This is a genomic window from Alteromonas sp. KUL106, from assembly GCF_009811415.1.
GTDB lineage: Bacteria > Pseudomonadota > Gammaproteobacteria > Enterobacterales > Alteromonadaceae > Alteromonas.
In genome coordinates, this window is the sequence record NZ_BLIG01000019.1 from 178659 (window position 1) to 197665 (window position 19007).

At 45.6% G+C, this 19007-nt stretch carries 16 protein-coding genes; 1 reads left to right on the forward strand and 15 read right to left on the reverse strand.

What is annotated here, in order from left to right:
* Nucleotides 1-4: 4 nt before the first annotated feature.
* From metH to flhA, 15 genes are all read right to left on the reverse strand, one after another.
* On the reverse strand, nucleotides 5-2629 hold the full coding sequence (gene metH / locus GVO63_RS07475) for a methionine synthase (protein ID WP_159495048.1): 2625 nt from the start codon (nucleotides 2627-2629) through the stop codon (nucleotides 5-7).
* Nucleotides 2630-2638: 9 nt separating this feature from the next.
* The gene (locus GVO63_RS07480; RefSeq protein ID WP_159578846.1) at nucleotides 2639-3706 is read right to left on the reverse strand and encodes a homocysteine S-methyltransferase family protein; all 1068 of its coding nucleotides are present in this window, start codon (nucleotides 3704-3706) and stop codon (nucleotides 2639-2641) included.
* A 3-nt stretch (nucleotides 3707-3709) separates the two neighbouring features.
* Nucleotides 3710-4648, reverse strand: coding sequence for a homoserine O-succinyltransferase (gene metA, locus GVO63_RS07485; protein WP_159578848.1), 939 nt, complete (start codon nucleotides 4646-4648; stop codon nucleotides 3710-3712).
* A 114-nt stretch (nucleotides 4649-4762) separates the two neighbouring features.
* Nucleotides 4763-5197: a DUF2802 domain-containing protein gene (locus tag GVO63_RS07490; protein ID WP_159578850.1), complete on the reverse strand. Its 435-nt coding sequence runs from the start codon at nucleotides 5195-5197 to the stop codon at nucleotides 4763-4765.
* A 56-nt stretch (nucleotides 5198-5253) separates the two neighbouring features.
* Nucleotides 5254-5745: a chemotaxis protein CheW gene (locus GVO63_RS07495; protein ID WP_159495044.1), complete on the reverse strand. Its 492-nt coding sequence runs from the start codon at nucleotides 5743-5745 to the stop codon at nucleotides 5254-5256.
* A gap of 17 nt (nucleotides 5746-5762) precedes the next feature.
* The gene (locus tag GVO63_RS07500; protein ID WP_159495063.1) at nucleotides 5763-6563 is read right to left on the reverse strand and encodes a chemotaxis protein CheW; all 801 of its coding nucleotides are present in this window, start codon (nucleotides 6561-6563) and stop codon (nucleotides 5763-5765) included.
* Between the two features lie 4 nt (nucleotides 6564-6567).
* Nucleotides 6568-7335: a ParA family protein gene (locus GVO63_RS07505; RefSeq protein ID WP_159495043.1), complete on the reverse strand. Its 768-nt coding sequence runs from the start codon at nucleotides 7333-7335 to the stop codon at nucleotides 6568-6570.
* A 28-nt stretch (nucleotides 7336-7363) separates the two neighbouring features.
* The gene (locus GVO63_RS07510; RefSeq protein WP_159495042.1) at nucleotides 7364-8494 is read right to left on the reverse strand and encodes a chemotaxis response regulator protein-glutamate methylesterase; all 1131 of its coding nucleotides are present in this window, start codon (nucleotides 8492-8494) and stop codon (nucleotides 7364-7366) included.
* Nucleotides 8495-8522: 28 nt separating this feature from the next.
* Nucleotides 8523-10757, reverse strand: a complete 2235-nt coding sequence (locus GVO63_RS07515) for a chemotaxis protein CheA (RefSeq protein ID WP_159578852.1) — start codon at nucleotides 10755-10757, stop codon at nucleotides 8523-8525.
* A gap of 12 nt (nucleotides 10758-10769) precedes the next feature.
* The gene (locus tag GVO63_RS07520; RefSeq protein ID WP_159495040.1) at nucleotides 10770-11525 is read right to left on the reverse strand and encodes a protein phosphatase CheZ; all 756 of its coding nucleotides are present in this window, start codon (nucleotides 11523-11525) and stop codon (nucleotides 10770-10772) included.
* 34 nt (nucleotides 11526-11559) lie between these two features.
* Entirely contained in the window at nucleotides 11560-11943 is a 384-nt protein-coding gene (gene cheY, locus GVO63_RS07525) for a chemotaxis response regulator CheY (RefSeq protein ID WP_025254383.1), read from the reverse strand.
* Nucleotides 11944-11979: 36 nt separating this feature from the next.
* On the reverse strand, nucleotides 11980-12711 hold the full coding sequence (locus tag GVO63_RS07530; protein WP_159495039.1) for an RNA polymerase sigma factor FliA: 732 nt from the start codon (nucleotides 12709-12711) through the stop codon (nucleotides 11980-11982).
* Nucleotides 12708-13574, reverse strand: a complete 867-nt coding sequence (locus GVO63_RS07535; RefSeq protein ID WP_105930189.1) for a MinD/ParA family protein — start codon at nucleotides 13572-13574, stop codon at nucleotides 12708-12710. The genes GVO63_RS07530 and GVO63_RS07535 overlap by 4 nt, the downstream gene beginning before the upstream one ends.
* A 5-nt stretch (nucleotides 13575-13579) precedes the next feature.
* On the reverse strand, nucleotides 13580-15010 hold the full coding sequence (gene flhF / locus GVO63_RS07540) for a flagellar biosynthesis protein FlhF (protein ID WP_159578854.1): 1431 nt from the start codon (nucleotides 15008-15010) through the stop codon (nucleotides 13580-13582).
* 29 nt (nucleotides 15011-15039) lie between these two features.
* Nucleotides 15040-17139, reverse strand: coding sequence for a flagellar biosynthesis protein FlhA (flhA, locus tag GVO63_RS07545; RefSeq protein ID WP_159578856.1), 2100 nt, complete (start codon nucleotides 17137-17139; stop codon nucleotides 15040-15042).
* Between the two features lie 121 nt (nucleotides 17140-17260).
* On the opposite strand from flhA, the gene GVO63_RS07550 reads away from it, so the two are divergent.
* Complete coding sequence (locus GVO63_RS07550; RefSeq protein WP_236552083.1) at nucleotides 17261-19000, forward strand: murein L,D-transpeptidase; 1740 nt, start codon at nucleotides 17261-17263, stop codon at nucleotides 18998-19000.
* Nucleotides 19001-19007 lie beyond the last annotated feature (7 nt).

The window sequence follows — 19007 nt, forward strand, 5'->3', positions numbered from 1 at the left end:
ACCATTAGTCACTTAAGTTAGGCCCAAGCCACTTCTCAGCCTCTTCTAGCGTCCAACCTTTACGCTTAGCATAGTCTTCAACTTGGTCAGCTTGTATTTTAGCTACAGCAAAATATTTAGATTCTGGATGTGCAAAATACCAGCCAGACACTGAGGCACCAGGCCACATGGCATAGCTTTCGGTAAGTTTCATACCGGTGTGCTGCTCAACTGATAATAAATCCCAAATCAGCTGCTTTTCAGTATGCTCTGGGCAAGCGGCATAGCCTGGTGCAGGTCGAATCCCCTGATACTTCTCCCGAATAAGTTCATCATTACTTAAAGATTCGTCTGCGGCGTAACCCCAATAATGCTTACGCACTTGCTCATGAAGGTATTCAGCAAAGGCTTCAGCGAGTCTATCTGCCACGGCTTTCACCATAATACCGTTGTAATCATCACCGGCGTTGATGAAGGTATCAGCCAGTTCATCCTCGCCAACACCGCCTGTTACTGCGAATGCGCCTACATAATCCTCTACACCGCTTGATTTTTCGGCAACAAAGTCTGCCAAACAATAATTAGCAAATTTGTCTTTCAACGTTTGTTGGCGAAGGTGATGAGCGACCCCAAGAAGCTGGCTTCTTGACTCATCACCATAGATTTCAACGTCATCGTCAACGCGGTTAGCAGGAAACAGACCAATGACACCTTTGGCCTCAAGCGTGTTGTCAGCAATAATTTTATCTAACATGACGTTGGCGTCATTGAATAGAGACTGGGCTTCTTCGCCGACTATCTCATCTTCAAGGATCCGTGGATATTTTCCGGCCAGTGACCACGTTAAAAAGAAAGGTGTCCAGTCAATGTACTTACGAAGCGTGTTTAAATCAGCAGTGACAGGGGTGACACCTAATTTCGCGGGCTTTATTGGCGGTGAAGTGAAATCTGGCTTAAATGCGTTCTCACGGGCCTGGGCTAGTGTGACAGGCTTACTACGAGGTTTTTTACGCGCATGCTGTTCACGAACTGTGTCATATTCTTTAGCAAGTTCTTGCGCGTAAATGTCACGGGATGCCTTGTTAAGTAAGCGCTGACATACGCCAACCGCTCTACTTGCATTAGGCACATACGCAACAGGTGAATGATAGTTCTGCTCTATTTTCACCGCTGTGTGAGCTTTCGATGTCGTGGCTCCACCAATAAGCAGCGGAATCTCAAAACCTTGACGCTCCATTTCCTTGGCAACATGTACCATCTCATCAAGGGAAGGTGTGATAAGACCCGATAGGCCAATCATGTCTACATTTTCATCTTTGGCAGTTTGCAATATCGTTGCCGCAGGCACCATTACGCCTAAGTCGATCACTTCAAAGTTATTACATTGAAGTACCACACCCACAATATTTTTTCCGATATCGTGAACATCGCCTTTTACCGTGGCCAGAAGAATTTTACCGTTGCTCTTAGCATCGTCAGACTTTTCTTCTTCGATAAATGGCTGCAAGTGCGCCACCGCCTTTTTCATTACACGAGCAGACTTCACTACCTGAGGAAGGAACATTTTTCCTTCACCAAATAGATCCCCCACCACGTTCATACCATCCATTAATGGCCCTTCGATCACGTGTAGCGGACGATCCGCTTTTTGACGGGCCTCTTCTGTGTCTTCAATGATGTAGTCGGTAATGCCTTTAACAAGGGCGTGTTCTAAGCGTTTATTTACATCTTGCTCACGCCAGCTTAAATCTTCTTTCGCTGCTGCTTTACCATCACCTTGATAATGAGGGGCAATATCTAACAAACGTTCCGTGGCATCACTTCTGCGGTTAAGGATCACATCCTCAACGGCTTCGCGAAGTTCTGATGGAATTTCATCGTATACCTCTAACTGACCAGCATTGACTATAGCCATATCCATGCCTGCGCGAATAGCGTGATATAAGAATACCGAGTGCATAGCCTCGCGCACCGGATTGTTTCCTCTGAACGAGAAAGATATGTTTGAAAGACCGCCTGAAATATGAGAATACGGACAGGTTCGTCGTATTTCGCGCGTTGCCTCAATAAAATCTACCGCGTAGTTATCGTGCTCTTCAATACCCGTTGCTACCGCAAAAATATTGGGGTCGAAAATAATATCTTCAGGTGGAAAGCCAATTTTCTCAGTCAGCAGTTTGTAACTGCGCTGGCAAATCTCCACTTTACGCGCCTGAGTGTCAGCCTGCCCTGTTTCATCAAACGCCATGACGACGGTTGCTGCACCATAGCGTTTAATCAGCTTTGCTTGATTGAGAAAAAGCTCTTCTCCCTCTTTTAAACTAATGGAGTTAACAATCGCTTTGCCCTGCACGCATTTTAGCCCCGCCTCTATTACTTCCCATTTAGACGAATCAATCATGATTGGCACGCGACTGATATCCGGCTCAGAAGCAATCAAATTCATGAAGGTGATCATGGCCTGCTTAGAATCGAGCATGGCTTCATCCATATTGATATCGATGATTTGCGCGCCGTTTTCGACTTGCTGTCTCGCGACATCAAGCGCGGCTTCATAATCACCATCAAGAATAAGCCGTTTAAAGCGAGCCGAACCCGTAACGTTAGTTCGCTCGCCAATATTAATAAATGTGGAAAATTCTGCGCTCATGATGGCCTCCTAGTGTACAAACGGCTCTAGGCCTGACAAACGCATTTTGGGTTCAAACTGCGGCACTTTTCGCGGTGCAATGCCTTCAACAGCATTGGCAATATCGCGAATATGTTCAGGCGTGCTACCGCAGCAGCCACCCACAATATTCACGAGTCCCGACTGGGCCCATTCTTTGATATGCTCAGCCATTTCCGGCCCTTCCATATCATACTCACCAAACTCATTTGGCAAGCCAGCGTTGGGGTGTGCAGAAATGAGACATTCGCTGATAGCGGCGACCTCATCCACATATTGTCTCAGTAGGTCTGGACCCAGAGCGCAGTTTAATCCGAAAGAGAAAGGGCTTACGTGTCGCATTGAATAATAAAAGGCTTCTGCGGTCTGCCCTGAAAGCGTGCGCCCTGACGCATCGGTTATTGTGCCCGACACCATAACGGGTAATGACTTACCCAGTTTTTCAAACACTGACTCTACCGCGAATGCCGCCGCTTTGGCATTGAGCGTGTCGAAGATAGTTTCTAACATAATTAAGTCTACGCCACCTTCTATGAGTGCTTCAGTCGACTCGCTGTAAGCTTCAACTAACTCGTCAAATGTCACGTTTCGTTTGCCAGGATCGTTTACGTCTGGCGATATTGACGCCGTGCGGTTCGTTGGGCCTAGTACACCAGCGACAAATCTTGGTTTATCCGGCGTTTTTGCAGTGAATTCATCCGCTGCTTTTCTGGCTAACTTAGCCGCCGCTAGGTTGATATCCCGAGAGTGAGCCTGCATATCGTAATCGGCCATAGCGATAGTGGTGGCGTTAAACGTATTGGTTTCAATGATATCTGCGCCCGCGTCAAAATAATCACAATGAATTTTATAAATAATGTCGGGCTGGGTAATGACCAACATATCGTTATTACCCTTCACGTCGCAGTGCCAGTTTGCAAACTGGGTTCCTCGATAATCGGCTTCTTCTAATTTGTGGCGCTGGATCATCGTGCCCATTGCACCATCAAGAATAAGGATACGTTGTTTAGCGGCTTCTGTAAGCGTTGCCTGCGCGCTAGAATTTGTTCTTTGGCTCACGTGCTACCTCTTTGGCTGTGACTTTTCAGCAAGCTGACTTAAATCGTAAGGCGTGGTCTGATAGACATAATAATTCAGCCAGTTTGTAAACAACAGGCTGCCGTGTGAGCGCCACTGTACAATTGGAGAGTTGGCTGGATCATCGCCTTCAAAATAATTTTTTGGAACTGCAGGCGTTTGACCTGCTGCTATATCTCTAAAATATTCGTCTTTCAGTGTATCGGGATCATATTCTGGATGACCAGTTACAAATACCATACGCTTGTCATCAGAGGCGACAATGTACGCCCCTACGTCGTCGGACTCTGCGATTACATTAAGCCCCTCTACACTGTTGTACTGCGATGTATGGATATGTCCGTACCGAGAATGTGGCGCGTAAAATGTTGGATCAAAGCCTCTTAACAACTCGTTATTAGGATCATTAACGTTATGTTTGAAGACGCCTGAAAATTTCTCATCCCTTATCTCTCGAGTAACACCATAAAAATGATACATTGCTGCGTGGGCAGCCCAACATAGATAGAGGGTTGAATTAACGTGACGTTGTGCCCACTCTAGTATCGTGGTCATAGTATCCCAATACTTCACTTCTTCATAATCTATAAGCGCTAGAGGTGCGCCGGTAACAATAAGACCATCGTATTTCTTATTTGCTACCGCAGAGAAGTCATAATAAAAGGCGTCCATATGAGACTGTGGCGTATTTTTGGGCGCTTGGTTATCAATGCGGATCAAATCGACATTAATTTGAAGAGGCGTATTGGATAATAAGCGAAGCAGCTGCACTTCAGTTTCAATTTTGTTAGGCATTAAGTTAAGAATGCCAACTTCGAGGGGGCGTATATCCTGATTGGCAGCCCTATCCATATCCATGGTAAAAATATTTTCACCTTGCAGTACATTCTGTGCGGGTAACTGCTCAGGAATACGAATTGGCATAGGGGGCTCCAGTGATAAATTACAATACTCGTATTGTGTCTATAACTGGGAATATGTCAACATCTTTACGTCTAGACGTCTAAACGTTATTTTTACCGTCTCTCAATTTTACGGTTAACCACGCTGCTTATGCACCATGACCAACATTTCTGCTTCTGCTCTAGGTATGTCACACGCTTCAATAATTTCATCAGTGGAGGCTCCCTGTTTGACAAGCTCTGCCGCGCGCTGATACAAGCGTAATGAAGGGTCTTGCAATTTAAGTTCACGAAGTTCATTTTCAATGCTGACTTGTTTTTCGTCGAGCTCCTTAAGGTGACGCGTAATGACAAGCGTTCTGGCCTGAGCTTCAGTTTGTTGATTGTTCGCATTGTTGGCCAGTGCTTCTATTCGAGCAATAGATTCAACGTTTGCAGCCTGACTGTTGTCGAGAGAGTAACGAAGCTTCTGTATGCGCGAGTACAATAAGCACACCGCGATGGCGAGCATAACGACTAAGGCAATTAAGACGAATTCTAGCAAGGTAGGTGCAGCAAGCTGCCAATCCATGGACGTAACCCTTGGGGATAATTAGGCAGTATGAACAATACTGCCTATTCATTTATTTATATGTTGCTAAGCTCATCCCACTCTTCATCACTTAGCAATTTGTTAAGATCAACAAGAATAAGCAATTCGCCATCGCGATTACTCACACCCTGTATAAATTTAGCACTTTCTTCAGTACCGACATTAGGCGCACTGTCGATCTCTGAAGACTTCAGATAAACCACTTCGGCCACACTATCAACCAAGATTCCAACGACTTGCTCGTCAGATTCAATGATTACGATACGTGTGTTATCGGTTATCTCAGTTGGCGGCAAACCAAATCGTGCACGGGTATCAATCACCGTTACAACGTTACCACGCAGATTTATGATACCCAAAACATAATCAGGCGCACCGGGAACCGGCGCAATTTCAGTATAACGCAACACCTCTTGAACTTGCATTACGTTGATACCGTATGTTTCATCTCCTAGGCGATACGTAACCCATTGAAGGACCTCGTCATTGCTGTCGGTGGAATTATTACTTGTTCTTTCGTCGGTCATGAACCTGGCTCCCAATACTATGGCGTCTGGTCGTTACTGCTTAAGCCTTTGTTAAGCATAGATATTAATTCTTCAACGTCAATTAACGCGCACATTTTTTCTTTAACCATCCCCGCTAACCAGGGACGTTTACCTGTGGACTCGCGCCATTTAACGTCATCTGCAGTCAAATTGACCGTATTAACAAGCTTTTCGCTTGCCAACCCCCACAAACTTTCTCCTAACATTATAAGATATCGGTAGTTGAGCGATTGTGCGAGGTTTTCATCATATTTTTCTGGCATTACCCACTTTGCTGAATCAACTACATTCAGTTTAGCCTCTCTGTGTAGCATTACACCCATAAACCAATCGGGTTTTCCAAAAAGTGGACCTATTTTTTCAATTTGATGAATTCCGCCTAGGGTAGTTAACGGAACAGCTAGCGTTAAACCCGCCACTTCAAAGAATAGCGCTTGAAAACGAAAACCGAGAGTATCCTTTAGTGGAACTTTTGTTTTACTGGCGGCACTTAATTCTTTTTCTTCCCGACTCTCAGTCTGGGCAGCTGTTTCTGTTGTCTTATCATCGGTAACAGGCTCGAATTTCGACGTCTCTATTATCGACGCTACCTCTTGTGCGATAGCCTCTTCAGTGTTTTGGGAAAGACCTTGTTTTTCAACACTTACAAGCGTTGATTCAGTCATTTGTTGAGACGCTTGCTCAAGCAATCTAGCCGTGCGCGCAGTCACATCTTCCGGTGTTTCTGGCTCTTTAAGAAGGCTATCTAAGTAGGCCTCCATGACTTCTTCACGGGCAAAAGGCGACTGCTTGCTCATTTGTTTATTCATTCTCCAACACAGTTAACAGTTTCGCATATGCAGATACACCACGGGTTTTAGGATAGGCTGATGAGATTGGCAGTTGTACCAAACTAGCATCTCTGAAGTGGGTATCTACCGGTATTACGCCTTGCCACACACGCTCGCCATAATCGCTTAACAACTTTTTACGTGATGCCAATGCCGCATTTGTTCGCTTATCAAACATAGTCGGGATGATCACCGTATCAAAGGTCTTATTTAACGAACGCCCCATAATTTCCATAGTGCGAATCATTCTATCTAGTCCTTTAAGGGCCAAATATTCCGTTTGCGTTGGCACAATAACTTTGTCGCATGCTGCCAGCGCATTGACCATAAGCACCCCTAGGACCGGCGGGCAATCAATAATTGCCACGTCAAATTCATCAGCAATTTTAGCAAGGGCTTTTTTAAGTACTAAGCCCATTCCCTGCTCACTACCCATGGTTCTATCCAGGGTCGCTAATGCCATCGTAGCAGGCAACACGTAGAGATTGTCTAACTTAGTTGGGCTTAAACAATCCATAACGTTATCGGCAGTAAGCGCATTAGACTGAATAAAAATATCGTAAACGGAATGACTTGTGGCTTCGGCATCAATACCGAAGTAGTAACTCAGAGATGCATGAGGGTCGGTATCTATCATGAGCACACGTTTACCCTGCTCTGCAAGCAAACCACCGAGGCTTACTGTAGTGGTCGTTTTTCCCACTCCGCCTTTTTGATTTGCAACCGTCCACACTTTCATGATTTTTATTCCGTTCGTGTCCAAATCGCTAGCGCATTTCGGTTTGAACGCAACTACCTATATCGTCGATATTAATATTTTTACTCGATATATTGGCAACTGCTACTGCCTGCGGCATGCCGTAAACCACACAAGAATCTTGATCTTGTGCCCAAATAGTGGCGCCCTTGTCTTTCAACAGACGGCACCCTTCACGGCCGTCAGCCCCCATCCCCGTTAAAATTATTCCCAAAACGTCACCACCAAAAGCTTTCGCCAGCGAGCCAAACGTAAGATCAACACTCGGTTTGTAATTCACTTTTTCGTTTAAACCTGCATCGGTTATCACGATACTCTTATTAAGCCCGATGGTTTCTACAAGCATTTGTTTACCACCCGGCGCTAAGTAGGCGTGGCCCGGTTTTAAAATGTCACCATGCTCAGCTTCTTTCACACTTATATTACAGTTTGAGTTCAAGCGTTGCGCAAATGCGGTAGTAAACGTGCCCGGCATATGTTGAACAAGCAATATCGGGTACGGAAAATCTGCAGGTAGAGGCGCGAGCACTTTTTGAAGCGCTACCGGCCCGCCAGTCGAGGCACCAATGGCAAGGCATTTATACCGTTTACCCGTAGCCCTGACCGACGATACAGTCGGCTGCTTTGCGGCATCTTTATGACCAGACAGTAATCCGGAGGTTTTAAAGAAAGCCTGCTTCGGTGCATTGTCAGGCAAGTGTCTCGTTTCAGTTGCTCTAAACAGAGGCCGCCTGAGCCCTACCCCTCGCCGCGCTATCAGTCTGACTTTAGTACACAATAAATGAGATGCTTCTTTTCTATCTTGTGCGATATCTTCGAATTTCTTGGGCAGAAAATCGAGCGCCCCTGCTTCAAGAGCATCAAGCGTTGCCTGGGCGCCGTGGTAAGTTAACGATGAGAACATGAGAATGGGCGTAGGCCTTTTATCCATAATAGCCTTTACCGCCGAAATGCCGTCCATCACCGGCATTTCAACGTCCATTGTTATCACATCCGGTTTAAGCGCTTCTGCTTTCTCTAGCGCATCGCGACCATTTCTCGCTTCCCCGACAACTTCAAGCTCTCTATCGCTGTCGAGTATTTCTCTCACTCGACGACGGTAAAATGTCGAGTCGTCCACCACTAGGACTTTAAAGACCATGGATTACTATTCCTATTAATTCATCGCCTTACTTAATGGGTTTACGCGCATACCGTTTCAGCAGGCTCGGAACATCTAAAATAAGTGCGATTCCGCCGTCTGAAGTAATGGTTGCCCCCGCCATGCCAGGCGTACCCTGTAACAAGGCGTCAAGCGGCTTTATTACCACTTCTTCTTGACCTATTAGCGCGTCTACTACGAATCCGACTTGTTGTGTACCTATTTGTACTACAACAACGTGACCTTTATCTCTTTCAATATTTTTGGGGCCACGAATCAGCCATTCGCCAAGGAAGAACAGCGGAATTGCTTTTGAACGAACTATCATTGTTAACTGGCCATCGACCGTGTTGGTCTTCTTGATGTCCATGTTTATTATCTCGTTCACTGCTCCCAATGGTAACGCAAAGGTCTGTTTTCCTACAACAATCATTAACGTAGGAAGAATAGCGAGTGTCAGAGGTACCTTGATATCGAGTCGTGTACCTTTGCCTAGCTGCGAGTCTATATTTACAGTACCGTTAAGCTGGTTGATCTTTGTTTTGACCACGTCCATCCCAACACCACGACCAGAGATATCGCTGATTTCTGTCTTGGTGGAGAAGCCAGGTGCGAAAATAAGATTAAACGCTTCAACATCGGACATGCGAGCGGCAGCATCTGCGTCTAGCACTCCGCGATTTATAGCTATCTCTTTAAGCTTTTCAGGGTCCATACCCTTGCCATCATCCTCAATAGTAAGGAGGATATGATCCCCTTCTTGAGAGGCTGACAGTTGAACGGTACCCATTCGAGGTTTGCCTGCCGCAGCGCGGTCGTCAGGCATTTCAATACCATGGTCTACAGAGTTTCTAACCAGATGCACAAGTGGATCGGCCAGGGCTTCAACCAGGTTTTTATCTAAATCTGTTTCTTCACCTACAAGTTCAAGGGTAATCTCTTTCTTAAGACTTCTTGCAAGGTCTCGAACAACGCGAGGAAAGCGACCAAATACCTTTTTAATCGGCTGCATGCGCGTTTTCATTACCGCACCCTGCAGGTCGCCAGTCACCACATCTAGGTTAGCAATGGCTTTAGACATGCTCTCATCGTTGCTGTTTATCCCTAAACTAAGCAAACGATTTCGAACCAACACAAGCTCACCCACCATGTTCATGATCTGATCAAGGCGTTTAGTGTCAACTCGTACCGTTGTTTCGGCCTGAGGCGCAGAGGCCGCAGGTTTCTTTTCTTCTTTTTTAGGCGCAGCGCTTGCTGCTTTCGCTGAAGAGCTTGACGCAGAGGGTGTGGGAGCACTTGGTTCAGGGTTTGGCTTTGGCGCTGCCTGTTTAGCTTTTTGAACAGCTTCGGTTGCTGCTTTATCAACGGGCGGCTCTACCTGCTTAGGTGCATCACCTAACTTGGTGGGGCCTTGTCCTGACCCATGAAGCTGGTCAAGAAGTGCTTCAAATTCGTCGTCAGTAATTTCTTCATCACCGCTTGCGCTTGTTGGCGCAGGCGCTACCGATGATTTCGGTTCAGGTGCCGATGTCTCGCTACTACCGAACTGCCCTTTTCCGTGCAAATCGTCCAAAAGGGCTTCAAACTCTTCATCAGTAATGTCGTCGCTATCGCTTACCGCAGCAGGCTTCGGGGCGGGTGACGAAGGAGCCTCGGTCTTCGCTGCTGAACGACCGGGCGCAGCTGAGCCATGTAGTTCATCAAGAAGCGCTTCGAATTCATCCTCTGTGATTTCGTCAATACCACCGCCGCTATCACTGCTAGTCGACGCTTGTTTTGAAGGCTCTTCTATTTCAAATTCGGGCTCATCCGCTAACGCTTCAGGTGTCGAAGACGGGGCGCTTGGCGTATCAAAAATATTTTCATCAGGCGTTTCAGGACGACTTAATTTGTGAAGCTTGTCGACTAACTGTGCATCTGCAGGCTGCAATGGATCACGAGCCTTAACCCGCTCAAACATTTCCACCACCACATCAGTGGCCTGCAAAATAATATCCATAAGCTCTGGCGTTAAGGTTCTTTGCCCGTTCCGCATTACGTCGAATACGTTTTCCGCGCCATGACAAATTTCAACTAGTTCAGTAAGTGAAAGGAAACCCGCACCACCTTTAACTGTATGATACCCTCGGAAAATTGCGTTTAATAAGTCCGCGTCTTCCGGGTTGTTTTCAAGATCAACGAGCTGTTCTTGTAATTGTTCAAGTATCTCTCCAGCTTCAACTAGAAAGTCCTGTAATATATCCTCGTCAACATCAAACGACATGCGCCCGCTCCCCTAAAAACCTAAGCTAGACAAAAGATCATCTACGTCATCTTGGCCTGAAACGACATCATCTCGTTTATCGGCGTCAATGATTGGGCCTTCTGCCTCTACACCATCAACCTTATCGGCCTTAACGCGAGATGGTTTAGTATGTTCTTCCCCATCGCGCTCGCCAAACATAGTAAGCATATTGACTAAACTATCTTCCACCTCTTTTACGAGGTCTATAACGCGACGAATAACTTGCCCCGTCAAATCTTGATAACCTTGGGCCATCAAGACTTCAGTAAGCAGTTGCGTAAGTTTAGCTGACTGGAGCGAACCTTCTTCTAATAATTCGTCTAAGTCTGCGCATAACGCTTTGAATTCACCTAACTCAATTTGGCGATTCATTAACTTTTTCCACTCTGGCATTACTTTATTCATTCGCATCGAAAGCATCTCAGCTATTGGCATACTCGCTTCAACGGCATCCATAGTAGTATTAGCAGCTTTCTCAGTTTCTTCAATAACGTAAGTCAGGCGGGACTGAGCATCCGGAATATCATCGGTTGCTAAGTTTTTAATGCGATCATCAATTTGAAAGTTATTCAACGCGTCATGAAGTTGACGCGTCAATTTCCCCACTTCAGCAAACAGCTCAACGTTTTCTTTCATTGAAGCTGCTTCAAGTAGGGCATTGGCTGAAGCGTTATCACCTTCTTCAAGATAAGTAACGAGTTGCTTGGCTTCTTCCAACGAAATTGGAACGTTTACATTCGTTGTCATCCAGTAAACCTCATTTATCTGGTGAGCGTCTGGATCAACCTAAACGTTCGAAAATTTTGTCTAATTTTTCTTTAAGTGTGGCAGCCGTGAAAGGTTTTACCACATAACCATTCACACCAGCTTGCGCGGCAGCAACGATCTGCTCTTTCTTGGCTTCAGCAGTTACCATGAGAACAGGTAAATGCTTAAGCTTGTCGTCTGCCCTAATTGCGCGCAGCAAATCAATACCTTGCATACCAGGCATGTTCCAATCGGTGACAACGAAATCAAAATCACCTTGCTGCAACATAGGCAATGCTGTACTGCCGTCATCCGCTTCTTGGATGTTTGCAAAACCTAGGTCTTTAAGAAGGTTTTTGATGATACGTCTCATGGTAGAAAAATCATCAACCACAAGAATTTTCATACTTTTGTCCAAAATAGCCTCCAATGAGGGGTTAATTGTTATTAATTTCTATTCTTCATCAGCCTGCCATGACTTCATTCGTGATTTGAGTTTTAACATGGCCTGGCTATGAATTTGACTGACTCTTGATTCACTTACGTCAAGAACCTCACCAATTTCTCGTAAATTCAATTCTTCATCATAGTATAAAGACAGAACAATCGCTTCTCGTTCAGGTAGCGTTGTAATTGCCTGCGCAAGTGCTTTTTGGAAAGCCCCCTGCATTAAGTCTTCTAGCGGCGCATCGCTGCCTCTACTTTGTTCAGTAGTAATAACGTCTTCCGACACGCCTAAGTCTTCAATACCAACAAGCTTACCCGCATTCACCTCATTGAGCATTTGGTGATAATCCTGCAAGCTTACATTCAGTTTTTCTGCGATATCAGAGTCTCTTGCATCTCTTCCGGTTTCGCCTTCCACTTGAGATATGGCTTCCGAGATGGCGCGACCGTTACGATGCACTGAACGCGGCGTCCAGTCTCCTTTGCGTATTTCGTCAAGCATCGCACCGCGAATACGAATTCCCGCAAAGGTTTCAAAGCTTGCGCCTTTAGAGCCATCAAAATTTCGAGCCGCTTCTAATAGTCCAATCATGCCCGATTGAATAAGGTCATCAACAAGAACACTTGCCGGCAATCTCGCCATCAAATGGTGCGCTATACGCTTAACCAATGGCGCATGTCGTTCGACTAACTGCGATTTATCGGTCTGTTGTCGATAAGCGGCTGCCTTACTATTCAACGCTGATTTCCTACTGCTTTTTCTGCAACAAGTTGTTCAATAAAAAATTCCAAGTGCCCGCCCGGTTGAGCAGGTATGGGCCATGATAAAGCTCTACTCGCAAGCTGCGTTATTGCTACTGCAGCGGGAGAGCCTGGATAGGCATCTACAATAGCCGTTTGTTTTCTCACGGCTTTACGAATATTTTCATCAAATGGTACCGTTGCTACTAATTCTAGTGCAACATCCAAAAAACGCCCCGTCACTTTACTTAATTTACTAAATAATTCTTGGCCTTCGCGTACATCTCGAACCATGTTGGCCACTACTTTGAAGCGAAAAACACCGTGCTCGCGATTGAGGATCTTAATTAAGGCGTAGGCATCGGTCAAAGAGGTAGGTTCGTCGCATACAACCACCATGATGTCTTGCGATGCTTTTGAAAAGCTTAACACCATGTCAGAAATTCCGGCAGCAGTATCAACAATTAAGACATCTATAGGCGTTCTTAGCTCACTAAACGCGCGAATCAACCCTGCGTGCTGGGTTGGTGATAATTCTGCCATTGATTGCGTGCCTGAAGTGGCTGGCGCAATCTTTATACCGTGAGGCCCGGTTACAAGCACGTCGTCAAGCGTACATTCACCCGAGAGCACGTGAGATAAATTTTTCTCTACGCGAAGCCCTAACATTACATCAACGTTCGCCAAACCAAGGTCCGCGTCGAGAACCATCACTCGCTTACCCTGCTTCGCCATCGCGATAGCCGTGTTAAGCGTGATGTTTGTTTTACCTACGCCACCTTTACCTCCGGTGACGGCGATTACTTTGATTAACCGTGATTGCTTCATTTTTCTTAAGCTACTCGCTTGATCGTCAATCATACTGCTTATGCTGTTTTAATTGCGTTGTTGCTACTAGTATGATTCAAACCGTACTTTTTATAAAGCTTTGCAGCAGCGGAAACTAAAGATTTCGCTTCTGCAATCTTAATGTCTTCAGGCACTTTCTGACCATCGGTGACATAGCTAACCGGTAGTTGGTATTCAACTGCTGCACTAAGTACCTCTCCTAAAGAGTAGCACTCATCTAACTTTGTGAAAATACAGCCACTTAGTTCAACATCATCATACGCCTGAATGATTCTCTGCAAAGCAGGGTATTGCGTATTGGCCTGTGCTACCAAATATTTTTTAACTTTCGGCATTTGGCCGTTATCAAACTGCTTAATTTGCTTAATTAATCGACTATCACGTTGACTAAAGCCTGCTGTATCAATCAATACTAGTCGCTTATGACGAAGTTGGAACAATAAATCTGCAAGTTCTTCACTGGTCTGCGCTTTTCTCACTGTACAGCCGATGATCTTTCCGTATGTCGCGAGTTGTTCATAAGCGGCAATTCTATACGTATCAATGGTGATCATTGCTACCGATTCTGCGCCATATTTTTGCGCATACCGTGCGGCTAACTTGGCAACTGTGGTCGTTTTACCTGTTCCGGTTGGCCCTACTAATGCGACAGCACCTTGTGCACTTAGTATATCGTTCCCCGTCACATTTATGCGATTAGCCAATAGGTTAAGAAGATACACCCACGCGTCGCGCTCATTCAAGTGCGCCGGCGTGTAGTTTATTAGCTGATTAGCTAATGCACTGCTTAGACCCATGTCAACCAAACGCGTAGTCAGATACTGATGAACTGGCTTTTGACGCTTGTTTTTTGCTTCCATAAGATCGGCAACCTGATATTGCAAAACATCACGCAACGACGCAAGTTCTTCTTTTATTTGAGCAAGTTCTGCTGACTGTGTCATCGGCGCCTCGCCTATGCTTGACGCTTGATGATCAGGATACGGTGTATTGTAGTCATTGCGACTAGCAGGCTGCTGGCTTTCCACATCATCAATAAACGCATAGGAAAAATCGAGATGTGACGCTATCTCATTGGCGTGCTTCGCATTAGCAGAGATAGGACTAGAGCGATGCTGCGTGTGCTGTTCCGTTGAGTGAGAAATTGGCGCTTGGTTAGTTGCGGTCGTCGCGACTCCATGCTGCTTTTCTAATAAAGCTTTTAGGCTATCTGGACCATCATCGCCAATAATTTCACTGAGACTAGGCATGGTCTTCTGACCTGGCGCTTTGGGCGCTGCTTTAGGAATGGTAAGTTTCGCATCGGGTTCTTTATCATAGGCCGCAACAAGCTCAATACCATCAGCAACTTTGCGATTTGACATGATTACAGCATCACTGCCTAACTCAGCTTTGACTTGGCTTAACGCCTCACGCATATCTTTGCCGAAGAAACGTCTAATTTTCATTGCAACCTCTCCAATCACCCAGTGTCAGATTATTGACCGACCGAACTGACTATTTTTATTTGTTTGTCGTCAGGCACTTCTTGATAAGACAGAACATGAAGCCCAACAACGGAATACTTTAAGAAGCGAGACAGCACAGGTCTTAGCATGCCAGAGGTAAGAAGTACCGCAGGTTCTCCTTCTAACTCTTGCTGCTGACTGGCTTGCTGCAGTGATTTTTGCAACTTATCTGCCAGACCTGGCTCAATACCAGCACCATCTTCGCCACCTGCTTGAAGTGACTGGTGCAACATCTGTTCCAACTCTGGCGCCAAGGTTATGACGGGTATTTCTTTAGCCCCTTGCGTAATCTCTTGAACAATAAGTCGTTTCAATGCAATACGCACAGCAGACACCAGAACATCTGGGTCCTGGCTGCGTGTGCCATACTCACTTAAGGTTTGAACTATCGTGCGCATGTCGCGAATAGGTACGCCCTCAAAGAGTAGGGTTTGCAGTACTTTTACTACCGTACTAAGCGGCAGAATATCGGGCACCAAACCTTCAACCAGTTTAGGATGCTGCTTGGCTAGCATGTCGAGTAGCTGCTGGGCTTCTTCATGACCAAGTAGTTGATAAGCATTATTAGTAAGCAACTGACTTAAATGCGTCGCCACCACGGTAGCCGCATCGACAACCGTATAACCTAAGGTTTGCGCGTGCTCCCGTTTGTTCGGTTTAATCCACACTGCATCTAAGCCAAATGCGGGATCTTTTGTGGCTCGCCCTTCCAATTTTCCGAATACCTGACCTGGGTTAATTGCAAGTTCCTCATCGTGACTAATGACCGAGTCACCAATGGTTACGCCCAGCATAGCAATGGTATAAGTGTTGGGCTCTAAATCTAAATTATCGCGAATGTGGACAGGCGGAATAAGGAAACCCAGCTCTTGCGATAGTTTTTTACGCACGCCTTTAATACGCGTCAACAATTCACCACCTTGTGATTTATCAACAAGTGGAATAAGACGATAGCCCACTTCTAATCCGATGGTATCGACTTGTTGCACATCGTCCCAACCTAGCTCTTTCACCTCAGGAGTAAGCGTTTCGCTCTTAGCAACATTTTCAGGCACTGACGGTGCTGCGGCTTTCTTCCTGGCTTGTAAGGTTTGAAAGTAAGCAAAGCCAGCAATGAGGAAAGAAAACCCAAGAAACGCGATATGGGGCATCCCCGGTATGATACCCATAACAAACAGCACGCCAGAGGCAATGTATAACGCTTGGTTGTTGCCTAGCTGCCCTCGAATTTCTTTTCCCATTTCTTGAGATTCATTTTCTCGAGTCACAATAATGGCGGTGGCAACGGAAAGCAGTAATGAAGGAATTTGAGCAACGAGCCCGTCACCGATTGTCAAAATGGTATAAATTTCTATCGCATTTCCAAAAGACAAGTCGTGCTGGATCATGCCAATAAAGAGTCCGCCAACAATATTGATGAGCATGATAAAAAGACCCGCTACCGCATCACCTTTTACAAATTTTGACGCACCGTCCATCGAGCCATAGAAGTCGGCTTCTGCGGTGATTTCCTCACGGCGCTTTCTCGCTTGGTCTTGATCGATATACCCTGCATTAAGGTCGGCATCAATGGCCATTTGCTTACCAGGCATGGCATCTAGCGTAAACCGCGCGCTTACTTCAGAGATACGACCCGCACCTGCCGTAACCACTTTGAAGTTAATGATAAGAAGAATAGCGAATACAACGATACCCACAGCATAGTTACCACCAATAACGACCGCACCAAAGGCCTCAATTACCTTACCTGCAGCGTCGCCTCCCTCATGACCATACAGCAATACAACGCGAGTAGACGCAACGTTTAACGCGAGTCGTAAAACCGTGGCGATAAGCAATACTAAAGGAAAGATACCAAAGTCTACTGGGCGCTGCGTAAGCACCGCCACCAAAATAATCACCAGTGACAAGGCGATGTTAAAACTAAACAAGACGTCTAGTAGGAACGGCGGCATGGGCAGTATCACCATTCCCATAATTGCCAAGAGAACAATAGGCGCGCCTAAACCACTGGTGAAATTTTGCAGCTGATTTTTATCGAATCGCTGAAGATAACCGGATAACTGCATGGATTGGTGTCTCTCTATCAGAAAATTGACGCTTCATGTAAAACTCTAAGAGGGTTTTCAACTAACGTGCCAGCTTTGTGCTTTATGAAGAAAGTTATCGCCGTCACAGGTGACACCATGAATGTTTACTCACTGCAGTAAAATCAAAAAGGCCGATGATATTTTGTATCCAATGGGTCTATGGACAGTTTATAATCGCGAAACCGTTCACGTTTCCCTCCCGTTTCTGTTTGGCGTTTTAAAAGGATTATTTATAGTGCTAGTAGAAAACCGTGCAGCAAAATTGTATTGGATTGGCCTTATCATGATGCTGTTTTTCAGTCATTTAGCGAGTGCATCTCAACAGCCTAACTTACGTCAGCGTGTAGAGAACTTGTTGCTTGAGTCGGTGGAGATATACGGTTCTCAAAACAGTACCCCATCGCGAGTACAAAATAAGGTATTGGTTAGCGAGGTTTACGCTCAAAATGGCTATCAGCTAATTTGGTTTGGTACTAACGATACTGAAAATCGTCTTCGCGAACTCCTTCATGAAATCAGACAATCGGAACTTCATGGTTTTTCACCCGAGTATTACCACGCGTCAATACTTGAAAGTCGCGATGCCAACACGGCACTTTTGGATGTATTGGCAACAGATGCCTTTATCAGTCAAACTCTGCATCGATTAAATGGACTGGTCAGTCCGGCCAACGCAGATGAACAGTGGTTTCTCAAGCAGAGGGAGGCAGCCCCTGTGGCATCGCTCAACCAAGCATTGGCTAACGGCATATCATCAACGCTTGAGGCGATGTGGCCTACTCACCACGAATATCAGTTATTGCTAGATAAAAAACGTAGCTTGCTGTCGGCTGTATCTACGGTGACCACGCAAATTCCAGCTGGCCCAACGCTTAAGCTGAACTCAACTAGCGAAAGAGTGATATTGCTCAAGTCTCGTCTTTTTGGGCCTGGAACTTATTCAGAATTATTTGATAGGGACTTATTGGACGCTGTTAAGCAGTTTCAAATGTCAGCAGGCTTGGAGCCAGATGGTATTGTGGGAAGTTCCACGTTAGAGGCATTAAATGCCACCACCTTTTCTTGGTTAGAAAAGATTGATGCAAACTTAGAAAGATGGCGCTGGCTGCCTCACCAAAGCTGGTCTACCTACTTACGTGTCAACATCGCCTCATTTCAACTAAGAGGTTTTTCCGAAGGTGAAGAAACATTAGATATGCCCGTAATTGTAGGTACACCGGTAAGACAAACGCCCGTATTCACGGAGTCAATGAAATACATGGTATTTAACCCCTACTGGACGGTGCCTTTCAGCATTGCTACCAAAGACAAGCTTATAAAGTTAAAAGCTGATCCTTCTGTTTTAGCACAACAGGGCTATGAAGCCCAACCCGCCGGTGTCGATGGCTTCAGCCCTGTCGATGTATTTGATTGGAAAAACGTAACCCGAGGCACGTTTCACTACACACTTAGGCAAAAGCCTGGGCCACATAACGCCCTTGGAAAGGTGAAATTCATGCTGCCAAATAAGCATGCCATTTATCTTCACGACACGCCAGATCACAGTCTCTTCTCAAAATCAGAAAGAAACTTTAGTTCGGGCTGTATCAGAGTGTCTAATCCTTTAAAGTTATCCCATTGGGTCCTCACTCATTCAGGGCAGCCAGAGGCGATCGCGCAAGCAGAACATTTATTTCAAAGTGAAGAAACCACCACGCTGTATTTGAAAAAGCCCATTCCTGTTCTCATTGTGTACTTTACCGCGTTTGCAGATGAACGAGGGAGCATAGTTTTTCGCCGCGATGCATACAATCGCGATGGTCATATTATTGCAAAATTGAAGGAATTTAACCGTGCGTAAGGGTGTG